Below are 12,947 nucleotides of genomic sequence, written 5' to 3' on the forward strand. Positions count from 1 at the left end.
CGCAACCGCTGCACCTCATCGCGGGTGGCTGGGTCCTCCGTCGCCGGTCCGGCCTCGGCGGCCTGTTTGGCTACGTTGACCCACGATCGCAGGGTTTCGTGATTGACACCGAGCTCGCGGGCGATCTGCCGCAACGGCCGGTCACTGGAGTTGACCAGCTCGATGGCGTCGCGACGGAACTGCTCCGGATACTTCGACCTGCGGGACACCAGGACATCCTCCCTCCAGACCTGTGTCTGGAATCAAGGTGTCCGCTCCCAGGGGGCAACTCCACGAGTTACGGCTTCAAGCACGCATGTTCGATGAAGCGCGTGAAGGCCCCCTTCCCTCGGCTCAACCGAAGGAAGGGGGCCTTCACGCGCTTGGGACACCCGCAAGCGGGCTCTGTCGGAAAGTTGCAAGTTCTCATCCAGTTATTGCGTTAATCCGGGGCTTCACTTTAGAGTGACCGCAATCACGTGACAGCCGTCGCGATCCCGAGATGAGGCTTGAAGATGAGCAGCACTTGGTCCCCTGCCGTGCGCCGCCGGATGTTCTGCCTGCTCCTTGCGGGCGGACTCACCCTGGGGGTGGCCGCCTGCGGTTCCGGCTCCGGTGAAAGCACCGGGGGCAAGGTCAAGATCACCGTGACCGGGCAGCCCCCGACCAGCCAGCCGTTCGAGCGCGGCGTGTTCGACGCCGACGTCAAGGAGTTCGAGGAGAGCCACCCGGACATCGACATCGAGCCGCACGAAGGGTTCATGGACCCGAAGACGTTCTCCGCCAAACTCGCCGGCGGGCAGCTCGAAGACGTCTACTACGTCTACTTCACCGACCCCGCGCAGATCATCGCGCGCCGCCAGGCCGCCGACATCACCGAAGCGGCCAAGGGCCTGAAGAACTTCGGCGACATCAAACCGGAATTACTCGACAACTTCCGGGATGCCGACGGCAAGCTCTACGGCCTCCCGACGATGAACTACAGCATGGGCCTGGTCTACAGCCGCCCGCTGTTCCAGAAGGCCGGGCTCGACCCGAATAAACCGCCGCAGACCTGGGACGAGGTCCGCGCGGCCGCGAAGAAGATCACCGCGCTGGGCAACGGCACCGTCGGATACGCCGACTACAGCAAGAACAACCAGGGCGGCTGGCATCTGACCGCCTGGCTCTACTCCATGGGCAGCGAGGTCGCCCGCAAGGACGGCGACAAGTGGGTCGCCGCCTTCAACAACGAGAAGGCCAAGGCAGCCCTGAACCAGTTGCGCGCCATGCGGTGGGAAGACGACAGCATGGGCAGCAAGCAGTTGCTCGAAGCGCAGGACGTCCAGCGCATGATGGGCGCCGGCCAGCTCGGCATGTACATGGCCGCCCCGGACAACGTCCCGGTGCTCGTCAAGCAGTTCAACGGCAAGTACGAGGACTACGGCGTCGCGGGGATGCCGGGCGGGCAGGGCACGCTGCTCGGCGGCGAGGGCTACATGATCAACCCCAAGGCCTCACCGGAGAAGATCAAGGCCGGTTTGGAATGGGTCCGCTGGAAGTACCTCAACCCGGAGCGCTTCGAGAAGCACGTCCAGCAGTACGTCGACGGCAAGCAGCCGGTCGGGCTGCCGGCCGAGCCGACCCCGGACGTCTGGCAGGGCGCCGTCCGTGATCAGCAGCTCGCGGTGAAGGCCAAGCACGCCAACGTTCCCGCCGAGAACTACCAGTCCTATGTGGACTCCGTTTCGCGGATCAAGGGCAGCATCGAACCACCGAACGCGCAGCAGGTCTACGCCATTCTCGACAGCGTGATGCAGGCGGTGCTCACCGATCGGAACGCGGATATCGACCAGCAGCTGTCCTCGGCCGAGTCGAAGGTCAACAGTGTCCTCGCCCAGGTCAAGTAGCGTCCTCGACTGGCCCGCGACAACGTCGTCGCGGGCCGGTCGGCCGGTCGCCTCGGCGGCCGAACGCCGCCGGAGCCGGTTGCGCCGCAAGCTCAAGGAGAACGTCACCGCGTACGGCCTGCTGTGCGCCGCGCTCGTGGTGTTCGCCCTGTTCTCGTGGTATCCGATCGTGCGCGGGGTGCTACTGAGCTTCCAGCAGGTCGACTTCGTCAACCCGCCGACGTGGGTCGGCTTCGACAATTTCACCCGCCTGTTCGAAGACCCGCTGTTCGGTATCGCCTGGCGCAACACGCTGTTGTTCACCGGGCTGGCACTGGTGTTCGGGTTCGTGGTGCCCTTCCTGACCGCGGTGCTGCTCAACGAACTGCGGCACGCCAAGGCGTTCTTCCGGCTGGCGGTCTACCTGCCGGTGATGCTGCCGCCGGTGGTCACCGCCCTGATGTGGAAGTGGTTCTACGACCCGGGCGCCGGCCTGTTCAACTCCGCCCTCGGTGCCGTCGGCCTGCCCGGCGGCCAGTGGCTGGACTCGAGCGACACGTCGATGCTGTCGCTGGTGTTCGTGTCGACGTGGGCGAACATGGGCAGCACCACGCTGATCTACCTCGCCGCGCTCGGCACCATCCCCGGCGAGCTCTACGAAGCCGCGGAACTGGACGGCGCGGGGCTGTGGAAACGCCTGATCCATGTCACCCTGCCGCAGACGAGGTTCGTGTTGCTGGTGCTCCTGCTGCTACAGGTGGTGGCGACCATGCAGGTGTTCACCGAGCCGTACGTGATGACCGGCGGCGGACCGGACGACTCCACCGTCACCGTGCTCCTGCTGCTGTACCGCTATGCCTTCGTCTACAACGACTTCGGCTCGGCCAGCGCGTTGAGCCTGCTGTTGTTCGTCGCGCTCGGGGTGTTCTCCGCGTTGTACGTGCGCCTGACCCGGAAGGCGGATGAGTCGTGAGGACGCTCGTCTCCCCCAGCACGCTTCGCAGCCCCGGCGGCAAGATCGGGTACGCCGTGATCTTCGCCTGCACGCTGCTCCTGTTCGTCATCGCGTTCCTGTTCCCGTTGTACTGGGCGGTGACCGGCGCGATGAAGTCACCCCAGGAGCTGGCTCAGACACCGGCGACGTTCATTCCGACCGAGTGGCATCCGGAGACCTTCGCCGACGCGTGGGACCAGCTGAGCCTCGGCAAGTACTTCCTCAACACCGTCATCGTCGCCGGCGGTGCCTGGCTGGCCCAGCTGGCCATCGACGTCCCCGCGGCCTTCGCGTTGTCGAAGCTGCGGCCGAAGTTCGGCAACGTCGTGCTCGGGCTGATGCTCGCGACGTTGATGCTCCCCGCCGCGGCCCTGCTGGTGCCCACCTACGTGACGATCACCGACCTGCCGTTGCTGGACATCAACCTGATCAACTCTCCGGCGGCGGTCTGGCTGCCCGCCGCCGCGAACGCGTTCAACATCTACCTGCTGAAACGGTTCTTCGACCAGATCCCCGACGAGCTGATCGAAGCCGCGCGGCTCGACGGCGCGGGACCGGTGCGCACCCTGTGGCGCATCATCCTGCCGATCTCCCGGCCGATCCTGGCCGTGGTCTCGATCCTCGCGGTGGTGGCCGCGTGGAAGGACTTCATCTGGCCGCTGCTGGTGTTCCCGGACACCGAAAAGCAGACGCTGTCGGTGATGCTGCAACGCGTGGCCATCGACATGCCGCTGAACGTGCTGGTCGCCGGCATGGTGCTCGCCAGCCTGCCGATGGTGGCGCTGTTCCTGGCGTTCCAGCGGCACATCCTCGCCGGGCTCACCGCCGGCAGTCTCAAAGGCTGACTCTCGCCGCATTCGGGGTTTCCACAAACGATTGGGAGGGCATTTCGTGACCGCAACAGGGCAGTCCGCCGGATGGTGGCGGAGCGCGGCGATCTACCAGGTCTACCTCCGCAGTTTCGCGGACGGGAACGGTGACGGCGTCGGCGATCTCGCCGGTGTCCGCGCGCGGCTGGACTACCTGGCCGAACTGGGGATCGACGCGATCTGGTTCACCCCGTGGTATCCGTCGCCGATGGACGACGGCGGCTACGACGTCGCCGACTTCCGGGAGATCGACCCGCTCTTCGGCACGCTCGCCGAAGCGGAGGAGCTCATCGCCGCGGCCCACGCCAAGGGGATCCGCGTGATCATCGACATCGTGCCGAACCACTGTTCCGACGAGCACCGCTGGTTCAAGGAGGCCTTGGAGGCCGCGCCGGGATCGCCCGAGCGGCAACGGTTCTGGTTCCGGCCGGGCCGCGGGCCGGACGGCTCCGAGCCGCCGAACAACTGGAAGTCGCGCTTCGGCGGCTCCGCCTGGACGCGGGTCCCGGACGGCGAGTGGTATCTGCACCTGTACAGCTCGCGCCAGCCGGACTTCAACTGGGACAACCAGGAGATCCGCGCCGATTTCGAGGACGTGCTGCGGTTCTGGTTCGACCGCGGGGTCGACGGGTTCCGCATCGACGTCGCCGACGGGCTGGTGAAGGACCCGCGGCTGCCCGACGTCGATCCGGGCGACGAGACGCCGTTCTCCGATCAGGAGGGGTTGCACGAGATCTACCGGTCGTGGCGCAAGATCGCCGACAGCTACCCGGGCGACCGGGTGCTGGTCGGCGAGATGTGGCTGCCGGATATGTCGCGGGCCGCGCGCTATCTGCGCCGCGACGAACTGCACGCGGCGTTCAACTTCGATTTCCTGGTGTGCCCCTGGGATTTCGCCCGGTTCAGAGATGTCATCCAACGGACGCTGGCGGCGCACGAGGAGGTCGGCGCGCCCGCGGCGTGGGTGCTGTCGAACCACGACGTCACCCGGCACGTGACCCGGTACGGCCGCGAGGGCGACACCGGTTTCGCGTTCGCGGACCGGCTGCACGGCACCCCGGTGGACCGGGGACTCGGGACCCGCCGGGCACGGGCGGCGGCGTTGCTGACCATGGCCCTGCCCGGTGGTCTCTATGTCTACCAAGGGGAAGAGCTCGGCCTGTGGGAGATCGAGGACATCCCGGGCGAACTCCGGCAGGATCCGGTGTGGGCCCGGACGAACGGCGCCGACCCCGGCCGGGACGGCTGTCGGGTGCCGCTCCCCTGGTCCGGCGACGCGCCGCCGTTCGGTTTCGGCACGGGCGGAGCGTGGCTGCCCCAGCCCGGGGAATGGCGTTCCAGCACGGCGGAGGCGCAGGCGGACGACCCGGCGTCGATGCTGCGGCTCTACCGCGACGGCCTACGGATGCGCGAGGAACTTCCCGCGCTCGGCCCGGGTGATCTGGAGTGGCTGGAGCTGGGCGACGGCGTGCTCGCGTTCTCCAGGGAGCCTGGCTTCACCTTCGTGCTGAACTTCTCGGACAAGCCCGTACCGCTGCCGCCGCATCGCGAGGTGCTCATGGTCAGTGGCCCCCTCGACCGTGAACTCCCGACGGACACGGCGGTGTGGCTACGCACCTGATCACCGGCCGGTCGTGACCCGGCCGATCCGGCCGCGCATCCGTGCGCGGCCCGCCGGGTCACGCCAGGCGAGGTGCCTGTCGAGCACCTCGCGGAGCACACCGCCGAGGACGAGGCCTTGGGTGGCGGCCTCGACGCAGGCGTGGTCGCGGAGCCAGTCGAACAGCTCCGACGAGCGTCCTCCCGGCAGCACGGACCGAAGGAGGTCTTCGGTGGTGTGGTCCGCTTGCGCGCACACGTACAACGCCCAGCGATGCGCCTCCGTCGGCGGATCACCGGCCAGGTGGGCGTACAGGGTGTCCACCACGTAGCGTGCCGCGTCCGCTTGCGGTGACCTGCTGACTTCGGCGGCCAGGGAGAGCGCGAACGGGTTGCCCGCCGCGAAGTCCACAATGGACTTCCGAAGGTCCGGCCCGACACCGCGTGCTTCGAGCAGCGCCGCGGACTCGTCGTCACTCAAGGGTTCGAGCTTCCGGATCGTGATCCGGCCCGACCACGCCGGATCGACCAGCAGCGTGGCGTCCGGACCCGTACGGCCCGCGATCACGGCCGTGACGTCTCCGGGCAGCCGGCGCAGGGTCTCCGCCGGATCGTCGAGCCCGTCGAACAGCCGCACGGGTCTGCCCACGGACGCCGCGTCGTCGGCGAACTTCCGGATCAGGGTCGACTTCCCGATCCCGGGGGATCCGGTGAGGAACAGCACCCCACCTCTCGCGAGCAATCGCCGGAACTCCGCGCGTTCGCGTTCACGTCCGACGAACAGCGGGTCCGGTCCGCGGGGTGTGGGCGTCCGCTCGTCCTCGGCACGAAGCACCTTTTGGTGCAGTGCCCGCAGTTTCGGCCCCGGCCGGACGCCGAGTTCCGCGTCGAACAGGTCGTGGATCGACCGATAGAGCTCGAGGGCCTCGGCGCGGCGCCCGCCACGATGGAGGGCGAGGAGATAGATCTCGTACAGCGGTTCTTCGAGGCGATTGCGCTCGATCAGCGCGGGCACCTCGGCCACCACCTCGTCGTGCTCCCCGAGTTCGAGGCGCAGCCTGAGCAGTTCCTGGGTTGCGGTCAGCTTCAGCCGCTCAAGGCGCGAACGCTCGTGTTCGGCCGCTTCGCCGGGAACGCCGGCCAGTGCCGTTCCGGTCCACAGTCCGAGCGCCCGCTCCAGCAGCTTCGCCGCCGTCTCCACGGAACGCGCCTGACGCGCGCTTTCGATCAGCCCGGCGAACTCGACCGCGTCGACCTCGAAGCGATCGGGATCCAGCCGGTAGCCGCCGGACCGCGAGACGATCGCCGATCCCAATCCCTGCAAGGAGAGCAACCGCCGGAGACGGGAGATGTAGGTCCGGATCACCGCCTCCCCGGTGGCGGGCGCCCGCTCGCCCCAGAGCCCGTCGATCAGCTCGCCGGTCCGGACGAAACTGCCCGCGTTGGCCAGCAACAGCATCAGCACGGCCTGCTGTTGTGGCGAACCGAGGTCCAGCCGGGTGCCGCCACTGGTGAACCCCGGCGGGCCGAGCACGGTGAAGCGGTACCGGACTTCCTGCGGCAGAGGGGACATGCGCGGAAAGGTAGGCGGACCCCGGCCGCGGCGGCGACCGTCGGACGACGTCGTCGGCGTACGTCGTCCAGGGGTGACGTACACGAATGACGTCATCCGACGGTCGCCGAGGTCAGGGGCGGATTCCTACGGTTGCGGCATGTCTGAAACCACGTACACCGCCGTCGCCACTTCGACCGCGGAAGGCCGCAACGGCGGCCGCGCGACCTCCGACGACGGCGTGCTCGACGTCGGCCTCGCCGTCCCGAAGGCCTTCGGCGGCTCCGGCGACGGCACGAACCCCGAGCAGCTGTTCGCCGCGGGCTGGGCGTCCTGCTTCGTCGGCGCCGTCCGCCGCGTCGCGGGCGTCAAGAAGGTGAAGCTGGAAGACCTCGCTGTCGTCGCCGAGGTGACGCTGCACCACGACACCGACGCGGGCGAGTTCCACCTGAGCGCCGCACTGCACCTGGAGGCCACCGGCATCGACCAGGCCACGGCCGACGAACTGGTGCAGGGCGCGCACCAGGTGTGCCCGTACTCCAAGGCGACGCGCGGGAACGTCGAGGTCACGCTGGACGCCACCGTCGCGTGAGCCGACCGTCTCGTGAGTGGCGAGGACGGCTCTGACCAGGGTGTCTTGGCTGCCTACTGGCTTCCGGCTGCTGCCGGTCCCTGGCTCGCGATCCGTGAAGGTTGTGGAGGTGTGTCGCGAAAGCCACTTTCGGGACATCAGACGTCTCGAAAGTGGCTTTCGCGACATGATCGCCAAGGCGGTAGTGGACCCGGCCACAGCCGACGTTGCGAAAGCCACTTTCGCAACCTTCAGCGTTGCGAAAGTGGCTTTCGCAACCCCCGCGGCGACGGCCGAGCCCGGCCGAAGACACCCTTGGCCCTAACCGTCCTTGCCACTCACGAGCCCCAGCGCTTTCTTGAGTTCCGCCCGCGAACTCACCCCGAGCTTCGGGAAGATCCGGTGCAGATGCGTGCCGACCGTCCGGTGCGACAGGTACAGCCGCTGCCCGATCTCCCGGTTCGTCAGGCCTTCGGCGGCCAGTTGCACGATGCTCAGCTCGTGCGGGGTCAGCTTCTCCCGCGCGTCCGGGCCGCGGTTGGGGCTCGACTCCCCCGCGCTTCGCAGTTCGCGGCGCGCCCGTTCGGCCCACGCGGTCATGCCGAGCGCGTCGAACGTCTCCCGCGCGGTGCGCAGATGTGCCCGCGAGTCCACGGCTCGCCGTTGCCGCCGCAGCCATTCGCCGTAGGCAAGATGCAGCCGCCCGCGTTCGGCCGGCCAGCCGTCGAGCTCCGCCCGCAGCGCGGTCTCGAACAGTTCGTCGCTCGGTTCGAGCACGGCGCGGGCGTACCGCAAGCCGATGTGCAGAGCGGGCGCCGGGGTCGTCGCGGCGAGCGGCTCCATCTCCGCGACGATCTCGCGCAAGGCCTCGACCTGCCCCGCCCGGACCGCGACCTCGGTGAGTTCCGCGATGAAATAGACGCGCAGCGCGAGCTGGAATGCGGGATCGGCGGGGTCGAAGAGACGCCGCAGGTCGGCGAACGCGTCGTCGAAGCGGCCTTCGCTCGACGCGGCGATGCCTCTGGCGAGCTGCACGGTGGCCAGTACCGGCCGGGCACCGGCGGCGAGCGCGGTCCGTTCGGCCTCGTCGGCCAGCGTCTTGGCCTGTTTGTGCTCACCCCGCAGCGCGGCGATCTCGGCCTGGACCGCGGTGGCGAACCCGTACATGAACGGCTGCCCGGTCTCCTTGGCGAATTTGGCCGCCTCCGCCGCGACCGGCACCGCGCCGGCGAGGTCACCGAGCCGGACCCTGCTCCACGCCTGGACAGCCAAGGCACGCGGCAACAACCCGAGCCTGCCTTGCGCCCGCAGCCCCGGAGCCGCGGCCGCGGAGAACCGGGCCGCCAGATCGACCGCGCCGACCTGCAGCGACGCGCTGCCGAGGAAGCGGTCGACCTCGGGGTCGGCACCGGTGGCGGCGGCGAGCCCGCGCAGCTCGCCGAGCACGGCCTCGGCCCGGTCGAACGGCGCCACGTAGGCGGCGACGGCGACCAGCCTCGGGTCGGAGTTCTCCACCGGCAGACGATCCGCGACGGCGAGCAGCGTTCCCCGGGTGTCCGCACCGGGTTCGGCCCAGAAACACCTCATGGCCGCGCCCCACAGGACGCGCATCGCCGAATCCGGGTGCCCGTCCTCCGCGATCGACTCGGCCAGCCGCGCCAGTTCCGCGATCCGTGAGAGATCCTCGCGGGCGCCGTCCTCGAACCCGCTGAGCAGCCAGCTCGCCGTCGCTCGTTGCCGTGAGGTGAGCTCTCCCGCGCGTGCGTCGCGGACGAGCCGTTCCGCCGTCTCACGACCGCCGGATTCGACGGCCAGCTCGGCCGCGCGCAGCAACCGGTCCGCCCGGCGCTCCGGATCGAGGCTCAGCGACGCCGCCTGCTCCAACGCGGCGACGGCGGCCGTCACACCACCGCGATGCCGCGCGCGATCGGCGGCGTTCTCCAGTTCCCGTGCCACGTTCTCGTCGGCTCCGGTGGCGGCCGCCGCCCAGTGCCAGGCGGCGCGATCCGGCTGTCCACGGAAGATCTCGGCGAGGCTCGAGTGCGCGCGTCGCCGTTCCTCGGCCGGCACCGAAGCGGGAATGGCCGAACGCATCAACGGGTGCCGGAACGAGACCGTCCTGGCTTCGAGGTCGATCAGCCGGGCTTCCGCGGCGGCATTCAGCGCCGACGGCTCGACGTCTTCACCCAGCAACGCCGACGCCGCCGCGAGGGTGTCGGCGAGCGAACCGGTCTCGTTGAGCGCGGCGACCAGCAAGGTCGTGCGCGCCGGTTCCGGCAGGGCGGTGAACCGGGCCCCGAACGTGCGCTCCAGTCGCTCGGTGAGGGGTAGCACTGGATCCGAGGTGCCGGTCAGGGCCGACGGCAGCTCGGTCAGGGCCAGCGGGTTGCCCGAGGCTTCGGCCAGGATCCGGGAGCGGACCGGCGAGGTGATCCCAGGGGCGACGGAGTCGAGCAGCTCGGCGGCCACCTCATCGGGAAGGCGCTCCAGGTCCATTGAGGACAGTCCCGCGTCGCGCAACGGCGACGGCTCCCCGTCCCGCAGGGTCGCGATCAGGACGATCGGTTCCGTCTCGATCCGCCTGGCCACGAACGCGAGCACGTCGGCGCTCTCGCGGTCCATCCAGTGGACGTCTTCGGCGGCGATCAGCAACGGTTTGGCCGACGCCTCCTCCGAAAGCAGCGTCAGCGCGGCGAGCCCGACCAGGTACGCGTTCGGCTCCGTCCCTTCGGCCAGCCCGAGCGCCGCCCACAGCGCGGAACGCTGCGGCGCGGGCAGCAGGTCGGCGCCCGCCCGGACCGGATGGAGCAGCTGATGCAGCGCGGCGTACGCGAAGTTGCGTTCGGCCTCGACGCCGGTCGCCCGCAGCACCCGCAGGCCGCCGAGCGTCGCCGCGGCCACGGCCTCCGCGACGAGCGCGGACTTCCCGACGCCCGGTTCGCCCTGGAGGAGCACGCCGCCACAGCCCGCGGCGGGACCGTCGACGAGTTCGGTCAGGTCCTTCAGCTCGGCTTCCCGTCCGAAAAGCGGCATGGTGCGGCATTCCTCCCGTCGGCCAGGGGCGGCCGCACCTTCGACGATACCCAAACGGTCCGGTTAGGACTGGCGGCGGCGTCCACAGGATGTAGACGGCATGTCAACACGATCGGCCTAGCTTCGGTCGCATGCACCAGGCTTCCCGGCTCACCTTCGCTCTCGCGCTCACCGGCCTGGCCGTCGGCTTGGCTCCCGCGACCGCGAACGCCACCCCCGGACGCGGTGTCAGCGCCGTGACCCTCTTCGACCACGTGGTCGGCGGCACCCAGTACGTGCTGAAGGAGATCACGCTGGCGCCCGGTGGCAGCACCGGCTGGCATTTCCACCCCGGCGCGGTCAGCGGAGTGGTCGAACGCGGCGTCCTCAGCCACCACGACGCGACCTGCGCGAGCGATGGCGTCTACCACGCCGGGCAGGCGATCACCGAGGAGAGCGGACCCGGTTACGTCCACATCGGACGCAACCTCGGGACCGAGCCGGTCGTGCTCGAGGTGCTCTACCGGGTGCCCGCAGGTCAGGCGCTGGCCGTCGACGTGCCCGATCCCGGCTGTTCGTTCGACTGAAATCCTGAAGGAAAGTGATGAGACGCAAGAAGCTGTTCCTCGCGGCGGCACCGCTGGCCGCCCTGCTGCCGCTGGTGCTGACCTCGGTCACCCAGACGGCGCCCGCCCAAGCGGCGGCGACGTCGTGCGCGGCGGTCCCCGTTTCGGCGCCGGACGGGGCGCGGATCGAGTCCGTCCAGGCGGAGCACAAGCCCGGCGGCACCGTCACGTTCCCGCCCACCCCGTTCACGCCTCCCGCCACGATCACCGACGTGCCCGCGTACTGCGAGATCACCGTCATCCTGACCCACGGCACGGCGGGTGATCACGTCAAGGTCGCCGTCACCCTGCCCCGGACCGGGTGGACCGGCAGGCTTCAGGCGATCGGCGGCAGCGCGTACACCGCCGGTGACTTCGGCGCCCCGCTCGTCCAGGCGGTCAAGGACGGTTTCAGTGGCGTGACCACCGACGCGGGCGTCCCCCTGACCTTCCTCGACACCTCCTGGGCGCTCACTCCCCGGGGCGAGATCAACCAGCCTCTCGTGACGAACTTCGCGACCCGGTCCGTACACGAGGCCGCGCTCGTCGGGAAGGACGTGACGCAGAAGTTCTACCAGCGGGAAGTCGCCTACTCGTACTGGAACGGCTGCTCGACCGGCGGTCGTCAGGGCTACTCCGAAGCGCAGCGGTATCCGGGCGACTTCGACGGTGTCCTGGCGAACGCGCCCGCCGTGCACTGGGCGGAGTTCGCAGTCGCGACGCTCTGGCCGCGGGTCGTGATGAACCAGGAGAAGACCTTCCCGGCGACCTGCGTCTTCACCGCCTTCCAGCAGGCCGCGATCAAGGCCTGCGACGGCCGGGACGGCGTCACGAACGGCATCGTCGACCGGCCCGACGAGTGCGGTTACGATCCCCGGTCGCTCATCGGCACGAAGGTGCTCTGCGGCGACAAGGAGGTCACCGTCACCGCGGCGGACGCCGAGGTCGTGCGCAAGATCTGGGCCGGGCCGACCGACGAGCACGGACGACGGCTCTGGGCGGGCCTGCCCAAGGGAGCGGATTTCGGCCCGGTGACGACGGCTCCCGGCTTCCCGGTCGCGGTGGGCTGGGTGCGGACGTTCTTGAAGAAGCAGCCCGGATTCGACACCGAGAAGCTCACCTACCGCCAGTTCGCCGACCTGTTCCGCCAGTCGGTGCGGGAATACGACGACGTCATCGGGACCTCGGACCCGGATCTGTCGGACTTCCGGCGGGCTGGCGGCAAGCTGATCACCTTCGTCGGCACCGACGACCAGCTGATCCCGCCGGGCGGAACGCTGCGGTACCGCCACGAGGTGGAGCGCGAACTGGGCGGCTCGAAACGGGTGAACGACTTCTACCGGCTGTTCCTCGCCCCCGGTGTCGCGCATTGCGGCGGCGGCGCGGGCGCCACGCCGACGAACGCGCTGGGCGCGCTCGTCGACTGGGTCGAACACGGTAAGGCACCGGCGACCCTGCCCGCGGCGAACGGCGGCAAGACCCGCGATCTCTGCCCGTATCCGCAGGTTTCGCGGTACCGCGGCCACGGTGATCCCGCGGTGGCGTCGAGCTACCGCTGCACCCTCCGCTGAGGTCCTCCAGACCCGTGCCCGTCGTGCCGGCGCCCCCTCCGGCACGACGGGCACTTCCTCACTCTGTGAGAACTCTTTGCCTTACCCCTCAAAAGTACGGTATTGACGACAGTGGACACCGCGACGGCGCACCTCGCACGGCTGTGCACCACTTCGTCCGAAGAAAGCGAAACCGTTGTACCGCAACGGAATCACCGGCCGGATCAGCACTGAACACCGCCATATCGCCCCGCGTCACGGCCGGGCGATATGACCCAAATGGTATGTACCAGTCGAGTGATACGCCTCGTACGGTCGGGGACGAATCCCCCTCCCCCGCCCGTTTCG

The 12,947-nt window shown here is 69.3% G+C and carries 10 protein-coding genes; 7 read left to right on the forward strand and 3 right to left on the reverse strand.

Annotated elements, in window-relative coordinates; genetic code table 11:
* On the reverse strand, positions 1-209 hold a 209-nt coding region (locus AVR91_RS06930), incomplete at its 3' end, for a transposase (protein ID WP_143253918.1).
* 285 nt (positions 210-494) lie between these two features.
* Between AVR91_RS06930 and AVR91_RS06935 the strand changes: the two genes are divergently transcribed.
* The 4 genes from AVR91_RS06935 to AVR91_RS06950 are packed head-to-tail and all read left to right on the forward strand — an operon-like array spanning position 495 to position 5,331.
* Positions 495-1,868: an ABC transporter substrate-binding protein gene (locus AVR91_RS06935; RefSeq protein ID WP_063270916.1), complete on the forward strand. Its 1,374-nt coding sequence runs from the start codon at positions 495-497 to the stop codon at positions 1,866-1,868.
* Positions 1,846-2,820, forward strand: coding sequence for a carbohydrate ABC transporter permease (locus AVR91_RS06940; RefSeq protein ID WP_063270915.1), 975 nt, complete (start codon positions 1,846-1,848; stop codon positions 2,818-2,820). The genes AVR91_RS06935 and AVR91_RS06940 overlap by 23 nt, the downstream gene beginning before the upstream one ends.
* A complete protein-coding gene (locus AVR91_RS06945; protein WP_063270914.1) occupies positions 2,817-3,686 on the forward strand; it encodes a carbohydrate ABC transporter permease in 870 nt (289 codons plus the stop codon). Before AVR91_RS06940 ends, AVR91_RS06945 begins: the two co-directional genes overlap by 4 nt.
* Before the next feature lie 46 nt (positions 3,687-3,732).
* Positions 3,733-5,331: a glycoside hydrolase family 13 protein gene (locus tag AVR91_RS06950; protein WP_063270913.1), complete on the forward strand. Its 1,599-nt coding sequence runs from the start codon at positions 3,733-3,735 to the stop codon at positions 5,329-5,331.
* Here the strand turns inward: AVR91_RS06950 and AVR91_RS06955 are convergent, their stop codons facing one another.
* Positions 5,332-6,882 (reverse strand): BTAD domain-containing putative transcriptional regulator, encoded by a 1,551-nt coding sequence (locus AVR91_RS06955; RefSeq protein ID WP_076857269.1) that lies wholly within the window; start codon positions 6,880-6,882, stop codon positions 5,332-5,334. It abuts the gene before it with no gap.
* A gap of 139 nt (positions 6,883-7,021) precedes the next feature.
* Between AVR91_RS06955 and AVR91_RS06960 the strand changes: the two genes are divergently transcribed.
* Complete coding sequence (locus AVR91_RS06960) at positions 7,022-7,453, forward strand: organic hydroperoxide resistance protein (RefSeq protein WP_037336829.1); 432 nt, start codon at positions 7,022-7,024, stop codon at positions 7,451-7,453.
* Positions 7,454-7,753: 300 nt separating this feature from the next.
* On the opposite strand, the gene AVR91_RS06965 is transcribed toward AVR91_RS06960, so the two are convergent.
* Positions 7,754-10,465 carry a helix-turn-helix transcriptional regulator gene (locus tag AVR91_RS06965; RefSeq protein WP_063276501.1) on the reverse strand — a complete coding sequence of 904 codons (2,712 nt, stop codon included), beginning with the start codon at positions 10,463-10,465 and terminating at the stop codon, positions 7,754-7,756.
* Between the two features lie 131 nt (positions 10,466-10,596).
* Here AVR91_RS06965 and AVR91_RS06970 point away from each other — a divergent pair, with 131 nt between their 5' ends.
* Positions 10,597-11,031, forward strand: coding sequence for a cupin domain-containing protein (locus AVR91_RS06970; RefSeq protein ID WP_063276500.1), 435 nt, complete (start codon positions 10,597-10,599; stop codon positions 11,029-11,031).
* A gap of 17 nt (positions 11,032-11,048) precedes the next feature.
* On the forward strand, positions 11,049-12,620 hold the full coding sequence (locus AVR91_RS06975; protein ID WP_063276499.1) for a tannase/feruloyl esterase family alpha/beta hydrolase: 1,572 nt from the start codon (positions 11,049-11,051) through the stop codon (positions 12,618-12,620).
* The last annotated feature ends 327 nt before the right edge of the window (positions 12,621-12,947 follow it).

This window comes from Amycolatopsis keratiniphila subsp. keratiniphila, from assembly GCF_001620365.2.
In the GTDB taxonomy this organism is placed as follows: Bacteria; Actinomycetota; Actinomycetes; order Mycobacteriales; family Pseudonocardiaceae; genus Amycolatopsis; species Amycolatopsis keratiniphila.

Excerpts from the sequence above, each read along its gene's own strand:
- AVR91_RS06935 (WP_063270916.1), top strand. The coding sequence starts at position 495 with ATGAGCAGCACTTGGTCCCCTGCCGTGCGCCGCCGGATGTTCTGCCTG.
- AVR91_RS06955 (WP_076857269.1), bottom strand. The coding sequence starts at position 6,882 with ATGTCCCCTCTGCCGCAGGAAGTCCGGTACCGCTTCACCGTGCTCGGC.
- AVR91_RS06960 (WP_037336829.1), top strand. The coding sequence starts at position 7,022 with ATGTCTGAAACCACGTACACCGCCGTCGCCACTTCGACCGCGGAAGGC.
- AVR91_RS06965 (WP_063276501.1), bottom strand. The coding sequence starts at position 10,465 with ATGCCGCTTTTCGGACGGGAAGCCGAGCTGAAGGACCTGACCGAACTC.
- AVR91_RS06970 (WP_063276500.1), top strand. The coding sequence starts at position 10,597 with ATGCACCAGGCTTCCCGGCTCACCTTCGCTCTCGCGCTCACCGGCCTG.
- AVR91_RS06975 (WP_063276499.1), top strand. The coding sequence starts at position 11,049 with ATGAGACGCAAGAAGCTGTTCCTCGCGGCGGCACCGCTGGCCGCCCTG.